Here is a 24,749-nt window from a genome sequence, read left to right on the forward strand (position 1 = left end):
CTCCGCCGCCTTCTGGCGCTGGTCGACCAAGGTCACAGTTTGGTCTTAACAAAGAACGGGCGAGCAATTTGCCGGCTGGAAGGTCGCGCAGTGTTGCCGCCTACGCGGAATTGACCCAGTTGCCAAGATGTCACTGCGCCCACGGTGCTTTGTTGCTCGATGGCGGCCGCGATGTGCTGGTTCATCGATTGAATGTTCGATACGGTACGGGTGATATTTCCTAGTGAGACGCCGGCCTTTCGAATCGCGCTGCGCTGCTGTCAGTCAGACTGCTGCTATTGCTAATGATGCTGGCCACCTGCTCGGTGCCACGCTGCAAGCAGGCGACGAGCCCTTCGATTTGCTCAGTGGACTTCTGGGTACGCTGGGCTAGGGCGCGAACTACTTCGGCGGCTACGGCAAAACCGCGACCGGTCTAACCGGCACGGGCAATGGCGGCGTTGAGCGCCAACAGGTTAGTTTGCTCGGCCACGGCTTTAATCACGTCCATGACGCTACCGTTTCTACTGCTTTCCTGCTGCAGGAGGGTCAGTGCCTCTACAGAGTGCACCACTTCCTGAGTTAGGCGTTCGATCTGCACAATGGCTTCCCCCACAACGTTGTTGCCCTCGCGAACTTCGCCATTGGCCGTTACGGCGACTTGCGAGGCTTGATTGGCCTTCCGCGAGACTTCCTGGCCGTTTTCTGCCTTTCACCACGGGCAGAAATCGGCCAAAAGCAGACGCTGTGCATACGGCCAGCACGCTGATTTCATAGTCCCCCGCACCGTGGGAAATTGCACCGTACCTGACCACCTGATTGCATCCGCACTGACCAGTGGTTTGAACTGGAAGTGACCAGGCGTTTGCATTGCACTTGACCAAGGGCGCACCCTTTCGGAGGTTGGTACGCTCAGCCTGAAAACGCTGCTGACCGTCTGGTGTGGAGGGAATCAAACTGCCCTCCATTGCCTAGAACAACGATGTGAGCGGCATCACCTGTACTGCTCTGAGCGCAGGGCTTTAACCTGCTGCACATTTAAACGAATGTAGGGGAATCGAATTGGCTTGAGCGTCGCGCCAAGAGGCGATCCATGAGATGGGCCATGTTAATTTCAAATGTTTCGCAGTTGAATTCAATACTGCGGATAGGAGCACTGAAAAGAACTAAAGCAGGTGCGCTAACGCGACTTGGAGACGTATTCCGTCACACTGTCTGTTGAATATGGAATTATGTAAGTCATCGACTGAACACTATGCATTTTTATCGTGCAGGAAGTTCTCTTTTGGTTGTGGCGAATGTATGGGAGATTGTCCAAACCGGCCCATGAGAGAGTGATTGTAATGAAACAGCGTGATGAACTGATCAGGCGGTGTGTTGAGTTCCTGTCTGAAATCAAAGACAAGACTGCTGGCGCAAACATAGAGCGCTGGCTTAATGACCATTACGGGCCTGGCACTGAAACTTACCAGGCAATTGCTGAACGGGTGATTGAAGGTGTCGCGCAGGGGTGGTTGGCTAACACTGAAATCAGTGGGCCGCATTATCGTCGCAGCCGTTTATGTGAACCGTCTGCGCAAACCTTCTACTTCAGCATCACCGCTGTGTATATCGACAGCAAAGGCCACGAACTGGATAACCCGCAGCACACATTCCGAGGGGATTATCACAGTCATCCCTACGGAGAACTCAACATGGTGATCCCGCTCGACGAGCACGCTGTATTGGCCGGACCTCTCGGTTGGCAAGGCGCCGGCTGGACCGCTCCTGCACCTGGAAGCCATCACTATCCTGAAGTGAAGAACGGAGCATTGATTGCTTTCTTCTTTCTGCCCGCGGGCCGAATTTCCTATGACGTTCAGGCAAATGGCTGAGTTGCAGGTGCATGATCGTTTCCTGCAACCTGGCGCACGCTGGCATATGGGCAGCGATTGTCATTCATTGATGAATCCAGTCACCAGAAATTGGCTATTGGACCGAGGATCGCTGACCCGTCGCTTGAAGCTTTTGTCCGGTAACGAATTTCAAGTCATTGCGTTGCGCAACGAGACCGGGCCGCTCCTGCCAGAAGAGTGCAAGCTCCTGGACCTGGAAACAGGTGCCAGCGGCTGGATACGTGAAGTGTATCTGGCTGGGCTGGGGCGTCCCTGGGTTTTTGCCCGGTCTATCATTACGTGTCTTGATCGTGAGGCCGGTGATTCGCCTTTATTCGGATTAGGGGAAGTCCCCCTTGGAACTGTATTATTTGGCGACGCCCCTTATCAGAGAAGCGAGATTGAGGTGTGTCGGTATCTGGAAAACGGGCAGGCAGGTCAACAGGACGCTGAACCGCTTTGGGCCAGACGATCACTATTCAGTCGTCGAAGAAATCGCGTTCTTGTTCAGGAAGTGTTCCTGCCTCAACTTTGGGAAGAACTGCGCAAGACAGCGTTAGTGAAGTAAAGGCGCGTATGGGTAATACGCGCCTCTGCATCCTTTTGAACTAGCGGGGCGAAACAGTCTGTTTATCCATGTTCCCAATGTGAACACAGGATGATGCTGCACAGATCTGTGCGTTTGAATTCCGGATCCTTATAGGCGAGAAAGTCATCGTTGAACGTGCCGAAGGTACTTTGAGGACGATGTTTCATGCCTTGGTAGAATTCGTCGATCATTTTGTGAGCGAATCGGGCCTCCCGTGGATAGGCCGAAATCACTGCATTTCGTTGGTCGTCGGTAAACGCTTCAAAGCCACGTCCCGCCACGTCCATTCCTGCACCCGCCTGTAGAAGGGCGATCTCGGCATGCATGTGTTCCGGAATGCCGGGAGTTGTGTGGAGCGCGATTGCGTTCCACACTTTTTCGACGTCCGTGGCGCAAATGCCATGACCGCGCAGAAAGTCACGCGCTGCATTGGCGCCGTCTACCTCAAAGCGAAGCTGGCTGCTGTTGTACTTCGACGTCAGGCCGACATCATGGAACATCGCCGCGGTATAGAGCAGTTCAGGGTCAAAAATCAGGCCCTTGCGTTTACCTGTCATCGCCCCCCAGAAGTAGACGCGTGTGGAGTGTGAAAACAGTAAATCACTTTCGGTGTCGCGAATGAGTTCAGTCACTTCCCGGGTCAGTTGGCTGTCGGGAATGCTTACATTGAAACGTTCGGTCAGTGGCATGAGTGCGATCTCTCCAATACGCCAAAACAGGTGTTGGTCGGGCTTCACAAACGTTTAGAAGCCGTGAAGCGAAGCAAACTCTTCGATTGAAGCTTTTGGCATTTGCGGGCGCCGCCTGGCCCATTGCGGATCACCAAAGCCCATCGCCATGCCGCACACCACCAACTCTTCAGTAGCCAGCGGCAAGCAACTACGAAAAACGGCGTGGTAGCGAGCGAGAAACTCTTGCGTGCAGGTGTCCAGTCCTCGCGATTTGGCGGCGAGCATGATGTTCTGAATGAACATGCCCAGATCCAGCCAGCTGCCTTTTTCAAGGCGCCGATCAATGGTGAAAACCAACCCCACCGGTGCATCGAAGAATCGGCAATTGCGTTCGGTCTGAGCCGCCCGTGAGGCAACATCGTCGTGAGCGATGCCCAGTGAGCCGTAGAAGATCGAGCCGAACTCTCGGCGACGGGAAGCGTATGGCTCTGGCAATGGATCGGGAAAGTAGCTGTATTCAGAAGAGGGTTGACCCGGCTGTTTGTGCGCGGCGATGATGGCGTCTGTCAACGTGGCTTTGGCAGCCCCTGTAGTGACATAGACCTTCCACGGTTGCACATTAGCTCCTGTGCCGGCATGACGCGCGGTATGGAGGATGGCTGTGATCACTTCAAGCTCGACTTCACGATTCAGGTAAAAGCGATTGGCAAATCGACTTACCATGATCTGCTCGACTTCAGTCATCTCAGGTATCGACTCGGTTTGGGCATCAGGCATGATTCACGTCCAGTCATTTAACGTATTAAGGTCCTGACTACCCTACGTTGCAGATTTGCTGTCACTGAAGTGCAATTTTCATCACATGAAAATGCACACGGTTCACTCAGGCTGCAATGACTGTCGGCGTGGGTTACGGCTCGACAATGTTTGCAGACAGTGCCGCGCTCGATAGCATATTGCGCAGCCAGCTATGCCCTGGGTCGTGAGTATGTCGTTCATGCCAGACCATCTGCACGGCACGTGGTGGGGCCTGCCAAGGCAGTTGCAAAGCGCACGCTACGCCTGATTGGTGGAACAACCTGGCCAGAGTGGCTGGAACGATCGCGGCCATTTCGGTGCCCGACAGCAGGCTTGGGACGGCAAGGAAATGCGGTTGCACCATCTTGATGTCGGGTTTTTTTCCGATCGAACCGAACGCGGCTGTCAGAGCGTCCCGGTCAAACATTTCAGTGCGCCGCGTCAAACCGCGCTCGGAGAATTCGCCATCTTCCGAGCTGCCTGTGGAGATGACCAAAAGAGGGAGGTTTGCCAGAGCATCCAATCCTGTCTTGCTGTCGGCGAGCGGGTGATCTTTGGCAATCACCATCATGTCGTGCTCCTTGAACAGCACTAGTTCGCGCAGCCGGTGAGGAATGCCAGAGAATGAGCCAAGGGCAATGTCCACCCGACCGACGTCAATCTGCGCGGTCAGGTCGATTCGGCTGGCGGGCAATACGGTGAAACTCGCGTAAGGCGCAATGGTTGAAATCGTCCGCAAAAAGGTAGGCAGTATCACCGCGGTCATATGGTCGGTCGCGGCGATACAGAACTGGCGATCGGTATGACGTGCATCAAACTCTCTGGGACCGACCGCACGTTCGATCGCCACCAGGGCATCTCGCACCAGCGGTGCCATTTCGAGTGCCCGAACGGTCGGCTCCATCCCGTTCGTCGTGCGCACGAACAACTCATCGTTGAGCAACGCCCGTAGTCGAGAGAGTGCATGACTGACCGCAGACGGGCTGAGACTGACGACTTCACTCGCCCGCAGGACATTTTTTTCCCGAATGATTGCGTCGAACACCCGTAGCAAATTCAAGTCCAGATTTCGCATTTCCAATTCACCACGTTTTACGGCCTAACCGCCTTCCATACTGCCGTAGCTGAGCATTTCGTTGGTACCACAATCCGATATAAATTCTAGTTAGTTTCTCCGGCGCGCAAGCGCCACGGGCGTGGTTACGTCCAGGGTGTGGGACGTAATCACCGCCAGTAGCGTCGAGGTTTATTGATCTGATTTGGTGGGTTGCACCAGTGTTTCTCTGTCATTGGAGAGCAACCACGCGACAAGGGAGGCGGGCTGGGATTTGCTTGGATTGCGCGTTACCCGATGCAACTGACCTGGCTCCTCATACCATGCTTGTCCGGCTTTGTAGAGCTGCGGTGGCTGGCCGTCGAGCGCCGACTCAACTTCACCACTCAACACAACGACAAACACATGCCCTGGATGTCGATGGGGAGTGGAAGTGGCACCGGGCGCGAAGTCGACACGAACGGCAGTGGCCTTCGCAAAAGCCTGTAGAGGCAACGCAGCTTGCGCGATCGGAGTAACGATTTCATCTCCGGCGCCACCGCCATGAGCCAGGGCAAATGTACTGAGCATGCCTACGAACGTTGCACCGATTAGCGTTACTAGAAAGTTCATGATGTTTATTCCGGCTGCATTGCGAAGCCAACGCCAAAGCGATTCCAGGCGTTGATCGTGGCAATCACAAAGGTCAATTCCGCCAGCTCCTGATCGTTGAAGGCGGCGGCGACTTCTTCGTAGATGTCATCTGGTGCATGAGTCGTTGCGACCAGCGTCAGCGTCTCGGTCCATAACAGGGCGGCGCGTTCCTGCTGATTGAAAAAAGGTGTTTCCTTCCAGGTACTCAAAGCTGCCAGGCGACGTAATGTTTCACCTTGGTTAGCGGCATCGGTGGTATGCATATCAACGCAGTAGGCGCAGCCGTTGATTTGGGATGCCCGGATCCGTACCAACTCCCGCAAAGCGAGCGGAAGCACCGATTCCGAAATGGCTTTTTCCAGCCCCATCATGGCTTTCATCGCCTGTGGAGCAGCGGCGTAATAGTTAAGGCGTTTTGAAGTCATTTCTTTATCTCCAGTCAACCGAAGGTTTCGGCTCTGAAGCAACTGTATTGGCTGAAACTAACGAGATAAACTGGGGTAAATCGACTTCATTGTGCGAGAACTCGGATAATCATGGCTTTTGATCGATTGGAGGCGATGCGTGCGTTTTGCCGAATCGTCGAAACAGGAAGCTTTACACACGCGGCGCACGCATTGAACGTGGCGAAAACAACCATATCCGGTCAGATACAGGGCCTTGAGTCGCTGTTGTCGGTAAAGCTGTTGCATAGGACCACTCGAAGGGTGACTCCTACCACAGATGGTGCCGCTTACTATCAGCGTGCCCGCGCCGTGCTCGATGATATCGACGAACTGGAAGTTTCCATTTCGCAGAGTCGTACTGAGGCGCGCGGGAGGGTGAGAGTGGAGATGCCTTCTCCAGTCGGGACATGCCTCATCATTCCATCCTTACCTGACTTTTCGAAGTTGCATCCGAATATTCAACTGGACATCGGCTGTAGTGAACGCGTGGTCGATCTAGTGCAGGAGGGCATTGATTGTGCATTTCGAGGCGGGCCAATCACGGATGACGGACTGGTGTGCCGGCCGGTGGGGCAGATGCGCTTCTGCTTGTGTGCATCACCCACGCACCTCAGGAATACTCCCCCAATATTGAGGCCTGAGGATTTAATGCATCACCGGTACCTTGGTTTCACATTTCCAGGTTCGCGCAAACAGCTGACCCCAGTGCTGCGGAACGGGGATAAAACGTTCGTGATTGATCAACTTCCGGCAATGCGTTTTAACCACGGGGACGCTTACTTGACGGCCGGGCTTTCAGGACTTGGAATTATTTCCGTGCCTCTGGCGCAAGCAAACCCGTACCTTCAATCGGGACAGTTGGTACCGGTTCTACCTGACTGGATCTTAGGCGGCATGCCCATCAGTCTCATCTATCCCTACTCGCGGCATTTATCAGCCAGGGTAAGGGTTTTTGCAGACTGGGCAGCAGCGCTGATGGCAAACGATCCTCTTTGGAAGATAAACGCATGACCGCCCAGTAGTTCGATGCAACGCTAATTGAGCGCAAGCGTCGAGCAGATGAACTTGCGCGTTAACTTGTCTGTGACAGGTCTGGGATGTGCACTGAATACAGCAACGCAGCATCCAGCGATCCAACGTGTTTATTTAGCGGACGACGAGCCATATTCATCGATCATTTAGCCCAGAGGCTGGCGAGAGCGATCGGGCGTCTTAGCCGTAGCCGTTACACCATAATCCTAAAACCAAGCTCGCCGAACGACCGCTATGGGTCGAAGCCGTCCTTCGGGATTGACTGCTTATGGCCGTTTTTGACTACTACCACCGTCAGCTTTGGGTCGATTTTTGCCTGTCGTCACCCTCAGTTATGTGGATTGGGGCTGGCGACCAGTTAAATATTGAGAGTTGGATGGCGTGATGGTGTTAAAGCCAGGCCGCGATACGACTACCGCCCCCTAATGTTTGAGGCTCAATCGACACGAACCTGTTGGATGCCCCGTGGTAACTGAACGCGATTTAATGCCAGGCGGGCGAGCTAAGTGCGAGTACTCACCTACAACGACTTGACCGAGAGCACTTCCACAAACCTGAATTTTTTTCTGGCCATCTTGGTAGCTTCTTGTTCTGCAACTAGGGAGCTCAGCGTATCGGCCTCATGTACCATCTCCTGCGTCTCGCCTTCAAATTCGTTTCCCACACGGAGCGTGACTCTCAATCTAGGTGTAAAGCCTTTCGAGACTGTCTTTTTCTTCGCTGCCTTCACCGGTTGCACGATCACAACATCCGGGACTGTCTCCTGCACGTCTGAGTTAATTGCCGGCGCAGAGGGCTCAGAATCACCGAATAGCGCCCGGCGCATCTCATCTTCCATCAATTCTGTATTCATACCATCTCTCAAAAGGGTGTTATCTATAGCCTGATCGATTCTATCAGGATGGCAGGACTCAGTAGTAAAGCGTCGCGGGGTCAGACCTGAAGTGGTAGAGGGCCAGCAGATACCGGCGAGCGTCAGCGTCTGTCCATCTATCATGGCAGGCAGCTGTCGGCCAGTTACAGACATTGAGATTGGAGCGGCAAGCGAACTTTCGTCACGCCGATCAAGACCATCGCAGCAGCCTAATACGCTCCTGGAGAGCCAGGGCTGCTGGGATGTTCATGGCTGCAAGGGCAGCAGCTATCTCGATAAGCGCCTGCAGCGCCTGAGCGTATTGCGACAGGGCCTGCGCGTCGGAACTCAATGCCGACGCCACCAACTCCACCAATGCGTCTCCTGTAGCCTCGCGGTACCAGAAACTGGGCGGCTCGCGCTCTTTCATCATGGCAGCGAGCCAGCGAAGCCCGTCAAGCCGAAGCGGGGCTCCGAACTTTGTCGTCAGGAAGTGGCAGAAACGGGTGATGCAATCTTTGTCGCGAGCCAGGTGCGTAGCGGCCCAGCGTTCATAGAGATCCTTCATCCGCAGAACCGCGCTCGGGTGCAGCCGGGACAGGGCACCCTCGTTTCCGAAGCCAAGCAGGTCGCAAATCAAGCGCTCGCCATAGAACCAAAGGCCAGGTTGGGACCAATCGGCTGAGAGTCCGTACTCCGCGCAGGCCCGCCAGACGCGCTCGAATGACACCGGGTCGTCACCTTTCCCGAGGCGCAGGAACAAGCCGCGAATGAAGTACTGTAGTGCGTAGTGTGCGGCCGGACCGTGGGAGAGAACGGGTTCCCAAACCGCACGCTCTTCCCCTGCAGGAGCTGCGATCGACAGGGCTCCGAGATTTAGAAGGATGTTGTAGCCGAGATTCTGGCTCGGCAAGTCGTACTCGCCATGCTTTTTCGCGCGAGCCTTAGCGCGCGTGGCGTCATAATCCCAGATGCGCAGCGCCAAGCCCGTGTCGAGTTCGCGGTCGCCAGAGCCACCGCCTTCGATGAGCCAGTTAAATAAAATCTCGAGGAATTGACCGTCTAGCGAACCGCCTCGTTCGCGCTTCGGCTTTCCGCGCCAATTCTGGTCGCCCGAATTGTAGAGCCGCATCCGGCGCTGGAAGTCCAAACGTTCTTGGCCCGCGACGACACGCTTAAAATCGAGCTCATCCGGCGTCGTGCTCAGTCCACGGATCGGAAAGCGCCGAAGCCGTGCGAGCCACACCCTCCAGGCGCGCTCTGCATTGTCGTCGTCACCGTGGTGCGGAGCGAGCTGGATAAGGCCCGACCACAGGAGCCCGGCGCGGAGCAGCCGCCACCACGCGGTGCCAAGCTGCTCTCGGTTGGCGTAGGCGACACCAACCACAATGGCGGTCGCTTGCGTGTCGCTGCTCGTCAATAGGCGCAGGACGGCGGTCTCCCATTCCTGAGCGCCATCTCTATCGGTGAGCCAAAGGTGCATGACCGCGTAGGCGGCGAACTTCAGCTCGTAGCGGAAGAGCCCCATGCGCCGTCCGCGAATCTCTTCTCCTGTCGACGCGACCGCCGCTATTCTGGCACGCACGACTTCGAACGCGTGCTTCTGCGCTTCGGAGTTCTGGGCGAGCCAAGCACCACCCAATGTGACGAGCGTGCCGGCTGCAGCGAAACGGCATTGCAATTTGGAATCTTCATCTTCGCCGTCCGCTCCCGCATCACACTCTTGGAGCAGATTGAAGAGGTACGAGGCTTCATCGTCGGTAAGCGGTTGGCCACCCCGAAGCCTCTGCTCGTACTTGTCCGGCACGAGAAGGTACTCGAGGGTTGGTGCGCTGTCGGTCTGCCACGACAACACCTCGAGTCGGAGTTCCTCTGGATACACCAAACGGTTGATCTCCGAGCCTGTCGCCGGGTCGGTAACAGTCTGATAGTTGGCCCGGTTGAGCGCGGCGAAGAGGAGTTTGAACTCCAACGCCTCCTTCGGATCTTCAGGTAGCGTCCAGTTCGGCAGCAGCGCCTGAAGACTCCGCGCAACGTCGCCGTCGGCCAACAGGAGTATGACAACGACATCGACGAACTTCTGCTGGCGATGAGGCGCTAGGATCCATTCACGCGCGAAGTCAATTATCGTCTGGCCGCCCTGGAGCGAGCTCCATCCGATGAAGTTGTAGCCAACCTGTCTCACGCGAACGCTGTCCCAATAGAACAGGTTCGGGAACGTAATCAGGGGAGCGAGAGGGCCCGTCAGCAACGACGGCCGATACTTGGCGACGTTGAGTAGAACGCTGACGAGCGCTGCGGAATTTCCCTCCCGGAGTATCCTGTCGATATCAGCGGTAATGTCTTCGCCCGTGTCGAGCCGCAGCGTAAGCCAGCGCTCCAACGCATCGAGAGCGCAAAACAGGTTTCCCTTTCGCATCGAGTCATTGGACTGTGGCCAACCGAATACATGCCCCCAGCCTGGGAAGGTCTTCTCCGACCCGTCCGCAAATTGCAGTGTCACCCCGGGAGCCCCGGCAGTTCCACCCTTCATGACCTCGGCGACCCAGCGCTCCGTGCAGAAATTCACCAGCGCGATGAGCGAGGTGAGCGCCGTTTCCGGAGCCAATTGGAAGAAGGGGAAGAACGGGCTTTTCCAGAACGCCGTCGGGTACGCGTCTTGGGGGTATTCCAGGCCGAGGTCCATATCGTACCGATCAGACCCGTACGCCCTTTCCGGTTGTTCTTCGATTATGAGCGCGAGCAGGACTTCGGCCGCCAACTCCGGCTGCGCACGCATCAGGGACTGGATGCCGTGTTCCTTGATGCAGGCGGATCGGAAATCCATGTCGATCTTTTCGCTGGCCCCTAACGGCCAAGGTGGCAATCGCTCGCGGAACGACCCGAGGGAGCGAGGCATTTGCTTCCGTTTTTCGTGCCGCGCCTTGTATTCGACATCGGTCTTCAGACGCTCGACGTGCGCCTTCGCCTTCTGCATCTGAACCTCGACGATGCGCCGTTTGACGTCAGCGTCGACCTCTCGGCGTCCCGCAAGTTCGAGCGCCCAGTTCCCGACTTCGGTCGGCAGGTCTGCCACGCCAGCCAGTGGTGCGGTGTACAGCAGCGGTTCACGCGTCAGGTACATTACGCCGTGGCCCTTCTCGACTTGCACGGCCCGAGCCATGGCGAGTGCTATCTCCGCCATCTCCAGACGGAAAGGCATCGGTTTGCCGTTGCTCAACGTGTGCGGCGTCTTCGTCAGCCAGGTCTCGATGACCTTCGCGAGAGCGGATGAAACCAGCCCAGCCAGTCGCTCCCGTTGCGCGACGAGGAAGCGGAGAACGGGCTGCCAACGTCCGAAAATAATCGTGCGGTACTGAGCTTCTATGTACAAGCCGACCACCGCGCTCAGTCCCATTCCGCCGCCTGTCGGCACCGTAGCTAAGTGGTGAAAGCGCTGAAGCAGCCGCGTGAAATGTTTCGCGTCGTTGCCGAGCAGGAGGTCGATGCGTTCGGTCATGAAGCGCTCGGCGTCGGGGTCCAAGCAGAGCGCTTCAAGGAGGATATCTCCCGCCAGTTCTTGCTTCGAGGCCTCCTCGGGCCCGAAGGCGAGGTCCCAGGCCGTGCCATTCTCGGCCGTCTGTCGCAGTAGGAATTGGCCTAGCATTCGGAGCGCGTTTGTCCAGAGCGGATTGCCGGCCAATGCAGCCCATTGTGGTGTGTTTGGCCAAATCTGCTTTAGGAACTGGAAACGCGCCCAATCCGCAGCGAGATCGTGCTCAAACTCGATGCGGTTGGTCCGTTCGTTCAGGCGCAGCGGGAGCTCGTTGGGCCGCTGCGTGAACGTCGCCGTGTCCGCCGGCTCCATGTTGGTCAGCGCGAAGCTGCGCTCGAAAGATGCTTCTCTCTGGGCGAGGCGCATCATCAACGCCTGCACATCTGCACGGTCCTTCGTCCAGTATTTCCAGAGGCGGTCGGCGATGGTGGTGTGAGACGCCAGTCCTCCGGCGGTTGCGCCCAGAGCCGCCCCTGCCTTGATGACCCAAGCCAATGTCCGCAGATTCGTCAGCGCCGCAATGGTGTCGTCATGCGAGGCCAGCCAGCCCAAGGCGGGCGAAGTCAGAAGCGCTAGCTTCACAGCATCGCTCTTGAGCGTTTCGATTTCGACGAGACATGCTTTCCTCCCGCCGAGTATCGTATCTTCGCCTTCGACCCAACTCTGCGTCTGGGTGACGATGACAACTCGCCACGCGTTATCGATCTCTTCGCCGTCACTCGGCAGGATAGATTGAAGCATCTGACTGATGACGACGAACTCTGCGGCCTCGATGCGTTCCGCGGAGTCAATGACCAGCACGTTCTGCGGCTTCACCGTGAAGTTCAGCACCAGCGAGAGCTGGTGCGTTAGTGGGAGTGCGCCGCGGCGAGCAGCGCTGAGCGCCATTTTCAGTTCTTCCGGACCGAACCACACTTGGTTCCATGACGGATACACACCGTCCAACACCGACTTGACCAGCGCCGACTTGCCCGACCCTGACTCCCCGAAGATCACCGTAACCGGGAAGTCGGCGACAGCTATCTGGAGCAACGCTTTCTCCGCTGTTCGCGGGACGGTGTAGCCAGACGGTAACTCCGTCTCAATCCGCGCCTTGTGGTCCGCAGTTATGTTGAAGAGGGTCTGCCAGTCAGGCTCGAAGTCCGGATGATGGCGGAGGCTGAACTGGCTCCGGAGCGAGGACAACAGGTTCGGGACAGTGATAGTCCCGCTGCGAAGACGCACCTCCTTAGCGACGTTGATGAGGTCCTTCCAAAGAGTCTGAGCTTGGTCGCCACAACCTGGCGCGAGCAAACGGCTGCATTGCGCGATGGACTGGGTCTCGTGCTCGGAGTGCGCGAACTGCAAGTCGGTCGGCAGCACGTGTATGCGGCGAATGAGCTCGATGGTCTCCTCTTCGGACGCGCTGCCGGGCTTCTGGACGCTGTTGAAGACGCCCGACTGCCTCTTGTTGCTGCGGATGCGGCTCATGGCGAGCGCACTATCCGTGCCGCTGCACGCGTTCTTCACCTCTCGCCACGCCGGGTCAAACGCCTGATGAGTGCCGAGCGTGACCAAAGCCAGCCCGTCGGCCGAGCGGTTGAACGGCCCCTGCGGGGCACGCCACTGTTCCCATGCGCGCGTCACGAAGTCAGCAGGGAGGCCGGCCGCGGTCACCTGCAAATTGCCCTTCACCGAGATCGCAAGCCGCCGTGGCCCGGTGGTGGCCTGGGCCGTCAGCAGCAGGTCGTCGATGCACCAACCCAAGGTCGAAACTTGGGCTTGTACCTGCGTGACCACGCCGCCGATACCCGGTGCTTGCTCACCTGATAGAGCCTTCACCAACTGGCAGGCGCTTATCAGGTCCTCAAACTCGAAGCCGGCGCCGCTCGTCGACCGCAGCGTCGCGGATGCGCGTTTCGCGCTGTTGCCGCGAGGCACTTTCGGCTTCGATGTGTTCTTAGACGAGGCCATTAGCTTCCGAATCCTTGTAGCTGTGCCATATCTGTCGGCGAGAGAAGGGGGGAAGGCTCCTCGCAGCCATATGGTGGGCTTGAAGCGCGTCGTAGGTCCTCGAATGCTAGCTCAGCAATACTGAGTTGCGCCGGGAAAGTGTACAGCCGAGAAGGTGCCGAAGCCACTGCGCCTGCAGCAACCGAGAATGACCTCCGGAACGTCCCCAAAGGGTCCAGAGTGAGTAAAAACGCTTGGCCAAAATTGAGGTGCGCGCGTCTATGTTAAATCTGAAATTTACCGGCACGTCAGCAGATGTGGATTTTGCGTAGAAGCGAGATTTCCAGTCTGGTTTTGAGTACTTGTCGCGCTGAAAAACGTTTTCACACAGCCTCGGCAGTAAGTGGACAAAGCCGAACGTCCGATATTGGCCTAAGACAGTTGCTCGTGAACGTCTGCTCTTGGCTGATTTCTGCCTATGGCGTTGGTTAGCCACAAAATAAGGTTGATACCTGGAAATGCGATTTTACAAGAGGAAGTAGGAACTTCAGTTTACGGATGGTCTTGACGTATGGGTGTAAGGACGATTACCCCATCCACCACTTCGATGTTCAACTCGTCCCCGAGGCTTAAGCCCATTTTTGAAAGCAACTCGGATGGTAAGTCGATGACAAGGTCGCCACTTCCGTCCCCAGCGTCTTGGCATGTCGAAAACCAGCGTTCGTCATCGCACATATCTATAAGCCCCCAGCCATCGTTGTCCGAAGTCATAACACTCATACTGCGTTCGAATCGTACTTTTGGCAACCGCCGGCATATATCAAAATTTAGCCGATAGCAGCCTATGGCGGACGCCCGCAATTGGTCGTTCTCTGCCGGTCGTCACTGCGGCGCCTGTTGGTCAAGTTGAATTCAAACGGCTGGTCAGTGGACATGCAAATGGGGGGCGAGTGGAATGTAATCTCCCACAAAGAATCCCATTTTTTCCCGCATTACATCGGGACTCGCAAGTGAAAGATGGGTAGCAGGGCGTTAGATGATGCCTATAATTGCCGTAGTCTCATGATGGCGTCTGTGATGCCTTGAGCATTCTTGTCCAGCGTTTCCATGGCCGCAATTGCGTTAGCGGCAACACTCCCCACTCCATTCTCAGAGAGCCACTTGGTCACCTCTTTCAATGGCCGCACATAAGGCGTGCTGGTTGTGCAGGAGCAGCGTGAGAGCGTCTGCTGTGACTATATTCGTTTCAGAGTTATCTGACATGGGTATCGTCGTTGAGTAACAGGTGCGGGAAGACTAGCTGAACTCGCCGCTGGCTGGAGCCACTTCTCCAGATCCGCTGACACCTGGGTGTTTGAACTGACTTGACCACCCATTTGCATTCGACCTAACCAGCCACTTGTCCCGGATTGGACCCACTCCCTTAGCATACATGACCAGCAGTGAACGGCCAGAAGAAGTCTTCAGCAGTCAGCATCATGATTTAACTTGCGAAGACATTGCGAGCTTAATGAATCGTCCCCGCCACGACAAAAAGTGTGAGTAACATCATGACCGAAGCCAAACGCTGGGCAGTGAAATGCCAAGATCCTTTGGATGGAGGTGGCGACGTCATCATTGACTTGCCGACGGAGCTACTCGCCAGTTTAGGACTGAGCATCGGTGACTGTTGACGATTGAAGTGATCGAAGATGCGATAGTTCTGACGCCGAAGTCGAGCGACGCAGCTACACCCTGAGTCGAGCCCGCGCGCTTCACCTAATCTTCAAACGGGCATAAGCGAACGGCACATCTCAGCGGCGGCGATTGAACACGAGTTGCCGGCGGTGACATGGCCAACTCACCCTTGAAGTGAGTAATTCAACAGGTGTGAGAAACCAGGATTCTCAAACCTCAGCGCGGTTTTTTGCCCGCGGGCCTTGATGGATGGTACGCCGAGGCGGACAGGGGCCTGATTCACAAAAAGCCCGGGCCGATCCCGGTGATAGACTCAATGGGCCGTCTTGGTTTAGGTGTAGGCGGTAGGCGATTTACCAGGCAGAAAACTGCGTCGGACGCCAGCGAGCGCAGCTGGACCGTGCACGGTGTGTGCGAGGAGGACACCATGACAATGCCCAACGAGCGCACGCGCGCACTCATCCAGACGCGAGACTTTCTGGTCGAACTTGCAGAAGATTCCGCGCTTTCAGCATCGATTCGACGTCAGGCCCGCCAGCTTTTACGGCATTATCCCAACGCAAACGCAAACGCAAACGCAAACGCAAACGCAAACGCAATCCTGCGGGCCGGGCAGCTCGAAGAGCGAAGGGTCGACCGACTGACCGAGCCCTTCCTGAGCTCCAGCATCGATTGACCGCCGTGGCCACTCATCAGCCCAAAGCCGCTGATCCTGAGCCATGGGTAGGTAGAGGGGAAAGGGCTCCCTCGCCTTATCGACCTAGGGCGTTATGGAATTCCACTGGCGCTCAATGGCGCTTCCGGTTAGACCGGCGTTAGCTCATATTCCATTGGATGGGACATCATTGGGAGGAAGTGTTAATGAGCACTTCAACTGCGACTCGACGTCCGGCAAAAAAGAAAGCTGTGTTCCGAGAGGAGGGCATCGCGGCCTTTTGGCGATTCAGTTCCGATCGAGAGCCGCTGACGGAATCGGAGCGGCTGTACCAAATAAAAGTAGGGTTTCCCGCTGACCTCATCCAGCTTTTTCGCTTGGCCTTTGACCTTCAAGACCGCCACCTGGAAACGCTGCTCAATGCCTCAATGTCGGCGCTTGAACGACGGCGGCGCGAGCAAAAGAACCTCGATCCTGTGGCCTCCGAGCGTTTGGACAGAATTGCTGTGGTCAGTCACTTGGCCGAGGCGATATTCGAGACACCAGTGACCGCCGCACATTGGATGTCGACGCCGAATAAAGCGCTCGGTGGGACGGCACCGATCATGCTCTGCGAAACCGAGATCGGCGCTAAACAAGTTCGCCGTCTCCTTCAGGCTCTTGAGTGGGGCGGTGCTGCCTGATGGGGGCAGGCGACGAACCTCGAGGACGAAACGTGCGATTGGTCTTTCGGGATTCGGCCTGGTAAATCCAACGGGTCGGTGTTGCCAGGATGGTCCCACTGCTCTCGGTCGAATATGAAGTAAAAAGCGAAGTGTCATCAGCCGCTTGCGCTGCTTCCGCTAAGTGAGAGGGGCCGCTGCCGTTTCGGCTTCTTCATTAAGAGGGGGTTTTAACCCTAGCTGACCGGGTGACTTTGGGATTCGCGTTGTCAGCCAAACGACGTACTTGCTACTGGTGCGACGCAAGGTGGACGGTGGACGGATGTTTACGAAATTAGGTCGCAAGCATAGATTGATTAATTCAATACACATGCTCGGTGTGATTGAAGGTGCGGCGCCCGTTGACAAAAAGCTATCCGTCAGGGTGCAGTGGACCCAAAGTTCCGGTTAACCGAAGGCAGAAATCGGTCGAAATAAGTATTGGCCAAGTAGCGTTCTCACCGGCTCAGTCACACGCGGCGTGGCTGCACCGCCAGCCGACCGCACTTACTAGGCTGACTTCGTCATTTGGAACGGCTGGTTGGGAGTTAGTGATGAAAATTTCCGGTACGGTCGAAATCGTCTCCTTCACGGATGTCGTGTGCGACGTCTGCCAGCTATCCACCCGGGTGACAGGTGGCGAGATTCAATTTACCACGCTAAAGCGCACTGGGGGGATGGCACGAATCATGAGGGTGAGCGCTATGAGCTGCACCTCTGTGAAAGCTGCTTTTTTCAAGCAGTGGCTCATCTCAAACAGGAACGGCGTACCCAAACACTCTTCAGCGATGACGGCCGTGCAGATAGGGCCATTGTTGGCGATGTTTTCGGTCTGATTACTCAGGATGATGTTTTTAGTGACGTGTTTATGAGCGAATGAGGTTGATGGCCCTTGGCACCGCTGCCGTGAACACATGTGTTGAATGGTTTATCAGTCTTGAGGCGCATCATGTCTAGCCCCGACTTTTCAGAACTACTTGCTCAAGTCACGACAATAGTTCAACAGGCAGGCTCTCTGCTATCCGAAGAGTGGAGTTGTCCGGATGGCCCCCGTGGTCGGGGTGACAAGGCCGTGATTGATATTGAAATTGAGCGAGTTTTGCGGCCTAAACTTCTCTGCCTGCTCAACTGCGATTATTGGGGTGAAGAGACCGGGCACGCCCTCACTGGGCATGCTTGGTGTTGGGTGGTGGACCCTAACGACGGCACAAGTGATTTTTTGAACGGCTTGGAGGGATCAGCGATATCGGTCGGGTTACTGCACGACACCGTCCCTGTGCTTGGGGTTGTTTACAAACCGGTGACTTCTGAAGGGCGACCCGATTGCATTGGTTGGGCGGAGGGCGAACCCCCATTTGATTCGCAATGGTCGGTCAATAGTGGTGCGTCTCGATGATAAACAGCTTTCGAACGAGAGCACGGTCATGGTCAGTGCGGCAGCGGTGAATCGCCCGAAACTCAATCGAGAACTGTGTGCTCCGGCGCGCTTTCATGCAATGCCATCAATCGCATACAGACTGGCAAGGGTGGCCGCCGGTGATGGAGTATGCGCCGTCTCTCTGTACGCTGTTTCAGCGCATGATGTCGTGGGTGGACATGCGTTGTTGAGGGGCGCCGGAGGCGTATTGCTAGGCCATACACTATGCGACAGAGGCAACAATGGCGACAGTTTCGCAGCGCTGCTTTGGTGGATCACTTTCAGTATGCCGTGAATTGGTGACTCGTAGATGGGATCGAGTGTTTAGGTAGGCAAGCGTCAAGGATATAAGTCAGACGAATGGCCGCCAGAACGGGTAAGAATCTGGGTCTCCGGTAAACGGGGTGTCCACCGACTAACCTATAATGGCGCAACCATCTGTGCTTTCCCTTACATCGCTCTTGCGCGAGTAACAGGGGCCATCCAGGCGCCAGCAAGCTGTTGGCCTTCTTCGCTAAGGGCCCGGATCTACGTTCGTCTGCTCATTACCCACGCTTAATGTCATAGCTCGCTGACCGATTAACGCGCTCGCGATCGGAACAGTGCCCGACCTGAAGCGAACATCTTCGTTACGGTTTTTTCTCGGCGTCGCACCCATCAACTGGCACATTTCTCGCCCATTCTTAGTTATGACAAAAATGTGACCCTGGGCCATCAGCACCAGCAGGCGACGCATTCGCCGGCGAGCCTTACTACAGCTGATAGTAACTAGCATGGCTAGCATACCTGGTAAGTTTTTGGACCTGAGCGTAGCGCCTACAGCCTTCTCAATCAGGTTTATCACAGTGGTGAGCGCGATGCGATCTGCTTAATCTCGTCGAAACCTGAAACTGCTGTGTGGGGTACATCCCAAAGGATTCGAACCACCCTCACATGTCGGCCGCCCGGCCGAACCCCTACTGAGGATCTGGCCTAGAAAGTAAACATATTTGTTCTGTGGGCAACTTCGGATGTATCGGCCAGATGCTAACGCAACAGGCCCGTGTCCGATTCGCAGACCTGAAAGATTGGCAGATATTTTCCTGTAAGTTGGTCCTCGCAGCAGGTCGTTGATAAGGGGGAAATGGATTCCTGTCTTTCATGCAGCTCGTTCACTATGATTGTAGTGCTTGACTATAAAATTCATAAGAAGCAAAGACGTTTTTATCATTCGGCGGCATGTCTATATAGCTTCCATTGTCCGTTTCATAAAAATATCCGTAGTCGGGAGTTTCGTGGCTCATCAATAAACATGCTCGTTTTAGTAATTCTGTTCTCCAAATTCCATTTTTTGTAATTCTGTCCGGTAGTACGATAAATACTGAATCGATAGCTGCTTTCGTTACAAAGGTATAGGCTCTAATAACTTCTTTGAGTTCTCGTGCATCGGCAATAATCGAAAGTCGCCTTTTGATATTTGATTCGTCTCCATGCGAATACGATATCAGAAAGATTGGGTTATCTCCTTCGTATTCGATGCGCTGAGTGATGCGATTAATGTCTTCAGATTTCTGACCATATCCCAACACATCCCAAAGCATACCGAACTGATCTATTACATTAAACATTAGGTATCACTCTATTTGAAAATTTCAGCGGTAGGTGATTGCTGTCTACTTTTTGGATTCGTCTGTCTGCTCAAAATATGAACTATTTTAAAAGATTGATTGGATAATATAAGGTGTCAACTGTAAGTAGGGGGTGATTATTTTTCAGAGGTTATCATTGTTTTTAATAAACTCAATTTCTGACTTGTACTCCCTGTGGTTTATGCAAGTTGTTTCGTGATCTCATATCCCCCATGAGGCACTTGGCTCGTGAGTGAGCGCGGAACCAAGTGAGAAGCATCAGGCACACCGGCACTCCGATAGCAACATGAACTCCGACATGCGCGTATATACAGAAAGTCAACATGCACCATGCGAGGCATCGCAACAGAGGCGCTACTCTCAGGTAATAACATCGCCCGAGCGCGTTGTATTCCTGATCTGAAATTTGATTGACAAAATAGGGTGTTGTCATCACAAACATCAGCGCAGAAATAAAAAATAGTATATTTATCAGCATTTTCTCTGCTTATAAAATTTCTGTTCGATTGCATCAGTTGAAAGGCAGCTCGCTGTGCGTACTTGGTAGGGATGATGCTTCGTAGTCATACATCATTTTAATCAAGGTGTATGGGTATGTGGTGTTGCAGTACGTCGCTATTTTCTTATCCAGTAACTCTCTATTGTTTGCCATGGTCAATGCTTTAAATGCATTCAGTTCGCTTTTCATCATTAGCGTTAATGTAGTTTGTTGGCACTTGTCAAATCCGGCTTTGCAGTAGGACTGGTTAACACTTTCTTCTATCATTGTGGTGAGCCTCTGCTTTTCTTCATTCGAGCCAGCAAAGTCCATGGGGTGCATGAACTCTGCATGGGCAACACCACTTATGAGCGGGAGGCATAGGCATAGTAATTTTATGCAGGTGGACATTTTTCGTTTTCTCATCGCTTACGAGTTCGAGTCAAAAATGTGCAACATCCAAGCAGTGTTGTCCCTAAACCCCAAATCATTGCCTGGAGGAGGAGTGCGGTCTGTATGTCAACTGGCCCCCCCTGTAACGTCAATGGTGGGTGGCTTTCCGGTATCACTGGTGATTGAGCACAATCTGTAGATAACCCAATAGGCCATTAACATATTGAACAATATGAACGACGCTTTGACGAACCTCCCTAGTGCGCTTCTTCGGGGTTTTCGCAGTAGATGCCCGCATTTTGTGCAATCCCATGCGGCATTAATCACGTTGCTGGCACATTCGGGGCAATTGATCAGTGTCACCGGTATCTCCCTGTTCCCATTTGCGACCATTGGGGTCAGTCCTGATAAGCAATCTAACTGTCGTTGATTGAAATGTGCTGTAGGTAAAACCTGAATTTGAATGGGTGGGGCTGATATGAGTTGTTGTGGGGGAAATCCGCGCGAGTTTGAAGGCAATCCCTACGGCCTTTTCGTCCATTGGGTGGCATCTTGGTCGGCTAAATCGGCAATGGAGTCGTCGGTACGCCGTAAATATGCGGTTGTCGGTCAGTGATGATCTTGTAGGAAGGATGTTTCAGAAATTTAGATCGAAATTGCCCCGTTCCGGGTCAGGCTTCGGTTTTCAGGCTAGGCTCTGCTGAGTGCGCATCGAGGTATCGTTCGGTCGCCAGGTGTTGCTTGTCGACCGGATCGAATTAGGTACGTCTATATTGGAAGTGGGGTGGTTATTTGGCCAGGATATTGATTGCGGACGATCACGCAGTAGTTCGAATGGCTGTACGGCTTTTGCTTCAGCAGGGAGGGCATGAGGTGATCGGTGAGGCTGATGCCGGGGTAGAGGTCATTGCGCTGGCGCGCAGTCTCAATCCGGATTTGGTCATACTCGATATCGATATGCCCAAGCTGGATGGTTTTGCGGTGCTGCAGCGATTATGCAGTGCTCAGGAACGCACGAAAGTGGTCATATTTTCTGGTTTGGATGCCAGTCGTTACGCGATTCGGTGCTCAAGAGCTGGGGCGTCGGGTTTTGTCAGCAAGGATGGCGATATCAACGAGTTGCTGAGCGCGGTGCAAATTGTGCTGGCTGGTTACACCCTGTTTCCTACCACGGATTTTTCTTCCGTCGACAGCTCTTCCAGATTGGCATCCGAAGAAGCCCTGCTTAAAACTCTGTCAGATAGAGAGCTTGCAGTGCTCCGAAATCTGGCTCGCGGACACCGAATAAAGGATATCGCCCACGAGCTGATGCTCAGTGAGAAAACGGCAAGCACCTACAAGGCTCGTTTGATTGTGAAGTTGCAGGTCGGCAATTTTCTGGAATTGGTCGAATTTGCCAAGCGCAACGGTCTTATCTGACCGCTGCCTGATGTTGTTTCATCTGTAGCAGGTTTAATGAGGTAAATCCCTACAAGGGATGAGGGGGTCGCTGGCCTCGGGTGATTGCCCAAATTGCGAGTATGGCCGTCGTTGAATTCCAGATGACGGTGATACTTAGTGAAAAAGCAAAAACATTCGGGTCGGGCCAGTACCGATCTCAATCAGGCCGCAGGGTCTGCCCGCGAGTTCGCCTCGCCCAAGAGCAAGCGCTCTCTGACCGCGAGTGTTCTTCTCGCTTTGTACGGTTATGAAGTGATTGCGATGCCTCTCGCTTCGGCAGCGGCTCAAATCGACACTGCAAAGCAAGGCGTCAATATTGCAGTCGAAAAAGTCTATGTGTTGTACGTGCCACAAGGCGAAACACTTGCCCAGGTGGCGGAGCGTTTTTCTGTTACCGAAGCAGCGCTGATGGCGATACGCAAGCAAGTGTCCAATTATGGTTGGTCCGACCGCGTATGGCTGATTCCCAAGGAAAAGGGCGCAACGGGTGAAGTGGCCCTCTACCCAGGTTATGTTTTTTATACATTGCGCAAAGGCGAGACTATTTCGTCGCAGGCCCTGCGCAGTAACCGTTCCGAGCGCGAACTGACCCGTCTCAATGCGGTAGTGATGGGGGACGCCGGCGTTGCCAAGTTGAAGGCTGGTGACTTGATCCTTATGCCGGCTCCGCCAGTAAAAGGTTCCAAAGCCGATCCGCTTGCCGAAAAGGAAGGTCGCGCATTCGAACAGCGCCTGGCCCAGGCTGCGATGCAAGCAGGCCAGCATCTGGATACCATCCAAAAATCGGAAGGCTCCCTGACGGCAAGTGATTTGCTGGCACAGCAGGCTGCCAATTCGGCAAGTGGCGCGCTTTCGCAACGTGCCGAAGAAATCCTCAGTCCTTTTGGGCGCGCCAAAATTGGCGTTCGTACCAACACCGAAACCAAAGATGTCGACCTCGATCTCGACTATCTGCATCCATTGATTGAAGGCAACGACGACATCCTGTTTGGTCAAGTGGGTGCCCGCCAGTTCGATGAACGCGTAATTGGCAACGTCGGTCTCGGCTATCGTAAAGAAGTCAACCCAAACCTCGTACTCGGCGCCAACGCCTTTATCGACCAAGATTTCACACGCAGCCATACCCGTGCTGGCGTGGGGGCTGAAGTCTGGACTGAGCAGGCACGACTGGCGGCGAACGCCTACGTACCTGTTACCGGCTGGAAAAAGTCGGATCAGAATCATCTGAACACCGATCCAGAATTTTATGATCTGTATGAGCGTCCGGCCTCTGGTTGGGATGCTCGTGCAGAAATCGCATTGCCGGGCGCGCCGAAACTGGCTGGTACCGCTAAATATTTCCAATGGAAAGGCGACGGTGTGGACGCCTTTGGTGGCGGTCGCCTTGCGCGAGATCCAAAAGGTTACAGCGTCGGTGCCAAATGGCAGCCAATCCCGTTGGTCGGCTTTGCAGCTGAGCACCAGCAGATTCACGGTGGAGAAGGTCAATGGCAGGTAGGGGCAAGCCTGACCTGGAACTTTGATACGGACCTGGAAAAACAACTCAATCCAAGCAACGCCACGGCACTCAAACCATTGGCGCAAGCGCGCAAAGACTTTGTTTCGCGTGAATACAACGTCGTACTCGATTACAAGCAGAAGGAAAAAGCACCAAGCGTGCCATTCGGTTTTGCTGACACCACATTGCTGCTGACGGCGCCGAGCGCTCGTGCTGCCGCACCGCTGGTTGCTCCGAGCCCTGCGTTGCAAGGTGTAAGCCCGGCCGGCGTCGTGAAGTTTGAAAAAGGTGCTGTAACACTGGCAACCACCGCTACGGTGGAACTTGCTTCTGCGCGTACCAGTCAGGCAGTGGTCACCGTTGACCCTGTCACCGGCCATGTCACCGTTCCGCCAGGTATTTCTGCGCGTTCCGTAGAAGTACTTGCGCACCAGGAACTCAACGGTCGCAATTCAGCTTCTACCAGCTACAAACTGGTTGTTCAGGTGCCTATCGATACCGACGGTGAAGGCCTGTCCGACGAAGAAGAAGCTGCGCTGGGTACTGATCCGAGCAAGCCAGACACCGACGGCGATGGCTGGACCGATCGTGAAGAAGTAGATGCCGGCACCGATCCGAAGGATCCGAATGATCACCCGAAAGATACCGACACTGATGGTGATGGCTTGGGTGATCGCGAAGAAGGTGTGATCGGCACTGATCCGACCAAACCTGACACCGATGGCGATGGCCTGACGGACAAGGAAGAAGTTGACGGTGGCAGCAATCCGCTGGACCCGAACGATCCTGTGAACGGTACCGACACTGATGGTGACGGGCTGACCGACACCGAAGAAGGTGTAATCGGCACCGATCCGACCAAACCTGACACCGATGGCGATGGCTTGACGGACAAGGAAGAAGTCGACAACGGCAGCAATCCACTGGATCCGAACGATCCTGTGAACGGTACCGACACTGATGGTGACGGCCTGACCGACACCGAAGAAGGCGTGATCGGCACCGATCCGACCAARCCTGACACCGATGGCGATGGCCTGACGGACAAGGAAGAAGTCGACAACGGCAGCAATCCACTGGACCCGAACGATCCTGTGAACGGTACCGACACCGATGGTGACGGCCTGACCGACACCGAAGAAGGTGTGATTGGCACCGATCCGACCAAACCTGACACCGATGGCGATGGCCTGACGGACAAGGAAGAAGTCGACAACGGCAGCAATCCACTGGACCCGAACGATCCTGTGAACGGTACCGACACCGATGGTGACGGCCTGACCGACACCGAAGAAGGTGTRATYGGCACCGATCCGACCAAACCTGACACCGATGGCGATGGCCTGACGGACAAGGAAGAAGTTGACGGTGGCAGCAATCCACTGGACCCGAACGATCCTGTAAACCGTACCGATACCGACGGTGACGGCCTGACCGACACCGAAGAAGGTGTAATCGGCACCGAT

The 24,749-nt window shown here is 55.0% G+C and carries 18 protein-coding genes and 3 pseudogenes; 9 read left to right on the top strand and 12 right to left on the bottom strand.

Annotated elements, in window-relative coordinates; genetic code table 11:
* Positions 1 to 220: 220 nt before the first annotated feature.
* Positions 221 to 595 (bottom strand): annotated as a pseudogene (locus tag EAH78_RS20240) (methyl-accepting chemotaxis protein).
* A 727-nt stretch (positions 596 to 1,322) separates the two neighbouring features.
* Between EAH78_RS20240 and EAH78_RS20245 the strand changes: the two are divergent.
* On the top strand, positions 1,323 to 1,853 hold the full coding sequence (locus tag EAH78_RS20245) for a DUF4863 family protein (RefSeq protein ID WP_140669097.1): 531 nt from the start codon (positions 1,323 to 1,325) through the stop codon (positions 1,851 to 1,853).
* On the top strand, positions 1,846 to 2,421 hold the full coding sequence (locus EAH78_RS20250) for a chorismate--pyruvate lyase family protein (protein WP_161599698.1): 576 nt from the start codon (positions 1,846 to 1,848) through the stop codon (positions 2,419 to 2,421). The genes EAH78_RS20245 and EAH78_RS20250 overlap by 8 nt, the downstream gene beginning before the upstream one ends.
* Positions 2,422 to 2,483: 62 nt before the next feature.
* Here the strand turns inward: EAH78_RS20250 and EAH78_RS20255 are convergent, their stop codons facing one another.
* From EAH78_RS20255 to EAH78_RS20275, 5 genes are all read right to left on the bottom strand, one after another.
* Entirely contained in the window at positions 2,484 to 3,131 is a 648-nt protein-coding gene (locus tag EAH78_RS20255) for an HD domain-containing protein (RefSeq protein ID WP_140669099.1), read from the bottom strand.
* 54 nt (positions 3,132 to 3,185) lie between these two features.
* On the bottom strand, positions 3,186 to 3,890 hold the full coding sequence (locus tag EAH78_RS20260; RefSeq protein ID WP_140669100.1) for a nitroreductase: 705 nt from the start codon (positions 3,888 to 3,890) through the stop codon (positions 3,186 to 3,188).
* 133 nt (positions 3,891 to 4,023) lie between these two features.
* Positions 4,024 to 4,986, bottom strand: coding sequence for a LysR family transcriptional regulator (locus EAH78_RS20265; protein WP_140669101.1), 963 nt, complete (start codon positions 4,984 to 4,986; stop codon positions 4,024 to 4,026).
* A 171-nt stretch (positions 4,987 to 5,157) separates the two neighbouring features.
* A complete protein-coding gene (locus tag EAH78_RS20270) occupies positions 5,158 to 5,577 on the bottom strand; it encodes a cupin domain-containing protein (protein ID WP_140669102.1) in 420 nt (139 codons plus the stop codon).
* A 5-nt stretch (positions 5,578 to 5,582) separates the two neighbouring features.
* Entirely contained in the window at positions 5,583 to 6,023 is a 441-nt protein-coding gene (locus EAH78_RS20275; protein WP_140669103.1) for a carboxymuconolactone decarboxylase family protein, read from the bottom strand.
* A gap of 111 nt (positions 6,024 to 6,134) precedes the next feature.
* Between EAH78_RS20275 and EAH78_RS20280 the strand changes: the two genes are divergently transcribed.
* Positions 6,135 to 7,055 (top strand): LysR family transcriptional regulator, encoded by a 921-nt coding sequence (locus EAH78_RS20280; RefSeq protein ID WP_170219142.1) that lies wholly within the window; start codon positions 6,135 to 6,137, stop codon positions 7,053 to 7,055.
* A gap of 541 nt (positions 7,056 to 7,596) precedes the next feature.
* Here EAH78_RS20280 and EAH78_RS20285 read toward each other — a convergent pair.
* The 4 genes and pseudogenes from EAH78_RS20285 to EAH78_RS32810 form a co-directional block, all read right to left on the bottom strand.
* Complete coding sequence (locus tag EAH78_RS20285) at positions 7,597 to 7,929, bottom strand: hypothetical protein (RefSeq protein WP_140669104.1); 333 nt, start codon at positions 7,927 to 7,929, stop codon at positions 7,597 to 7,599.
* Between the two features lie 211 nt (positions 7,930 to 8,140).
* Positions 8,141 to 13,417 carry a hypothetical protein gene (locus tag EAH78_RS20295; RefSeq protein WP_193560092.1) on the bottom strand — a complete coding sequence of 1,759 codons (5,277 nt, stop codon included), beginning with the start codon at positions 13,415 to 13,417 and terminating at the stop codon, positions 8,141 to 8,143.
* A 531-nt stretch (positions 13,418 to 13,948) separates the two neighbouring features.
* Positions 13,949 to 14,176 (bottom strand): AbrB/MazE/SpoVT family DNA-binding domain-containing protein, encoded by a 228-nt coding sequence (locus EAH78_RS32805; RefSeq protein ID WP_345789804.1) that lies wholly within the window; start codon positions 14,174 to 14,176, stop codon positions 13,949 to 13,951.
* Between the two features lie 263 nt (positions 14,177 to 14,439).
* Positions 14,440 to 14,659: pseudogene (locus tag EAH78_RS32810) on the bottom strand (hypothetical protein).
* Between the two features lie 841 nt (positions 14,660 to 15,500).
* Here EAH78_RS32810 and EAH78_RS20315 point away from each other — a divergent pair.
* From EAH78_RS20315 to EAH78_RS20330, 4 genes and pseudogenes are all read left to right on the top strand, one after another.
* Positions 15,501 to 15,749: a BPSL0761 family protein gene (locus tag EAH78_RS20315; RefSeq protein ID WP_140669105.1), complete on the top strand. Its 249-nt coding sequence runs from the start codon at positions 15,501 to 15,503 to the stop codon at positions 15,747 to 15,749.
* Between the two features lie 185 nt (positions 15,750 to 15,934).
* Positions 15,935 to 16,411 (top strand): type II RES/Xre toxin-antitoxin system antitoxin, encoded by a 477-nt coding sequence (gene parS, locus EAH78_RS20320; RefSeq protein WP_140669106.1) that lies wholly within the window; start codon positions 15,935 to 15,937, stop codon positions 16,409 to 16,411.
* A gap of 572 nt (positions 16,412 to 16,983) precedes the next feature.
* Positions 16,984 to 17,265, top strand: a complete 282-nt coding sequence (locus tag EAH78_RS20325; protein ID WP_345789805.1) for a hypothetical protein — start codon at positions 16,984 to 16,986, stop codon at positions 17,263 to 17,265.
* Between the two features lie 113 nt (positions 17,266 to 17,378).
* Positions 17,379 to 18,178: pseudogene (locus EAH78_RS20330) on the top strand (inositol monophosphatase family protein).
* Positions 18,179 to 19,000: 822 nt separating this feature from the next.
* On the opposite strand, the gene EAH78_RS20340 reads toward EAH78_RS20330, so the two are convergent.
* Complete coding sequence (locus tag EAH78_RS20340) at positions 19,001 to 19,453, bottom strand: hypothetical protein (protein ID WP_140669108.1); 453 nt, start codon at positions 19,451 to 19,453, stop codon at positions 19,001 to 19,003.
* 532 nt (positions 19,454 to 19,985) lie between these two features.
* A complete protein-coding gene (locus tag EAH78_RS20345; RefSeq protein WP_140669109.1) occupies positions 19,986 to 20,294 on the bottom strand; it encodes a hypothetical protein in 309 nt (102 codons plus the stop codon).
* A gap of 855 nt (positions 20,295 to 21,149) precedes the next feature.
* Between EAH78_RS20345 and EAH78_RS20350 the strand changes: the two genes are divergently transcribed.
* Both EAH78_RS20350 and EAH78_RS20355 read left to right on the top strand, forming a co-directional pair.
* Positions 21,150 to 21,764 (top strand): response regulator transcription factor, encoded by a 615-nt coding sequence (locus tag EAH78_RS20350; protein WP_275671733.1) that lies wholly within the window; start codon positions 21,150 to 21,152, stop codon positions 21,762 to 21,764.
* Between the two features lie 138 nt (positions 21,765 to 21,902).
* Positions 21,903 to 24,749 (top strand): inverse autotransporter beta domain-containing protein (locus EAH78_RS20355; RefSeq protein WP_193560091.1); only part of this gene is annotated, 2,847 nt, incomplete at its 3' end.

The sequence above is a fragment of the Pseudomonas arsenicoxydans genome (assembly GCF_006438915.1).
Lineage (GTDB): Bacteria > Pseudomonadota > Gammaproteobacteria > Pseudomonadales > Pseudomonadaceae > Aquipseudomonas > Aquipseudomonas arsenicoxydans_A.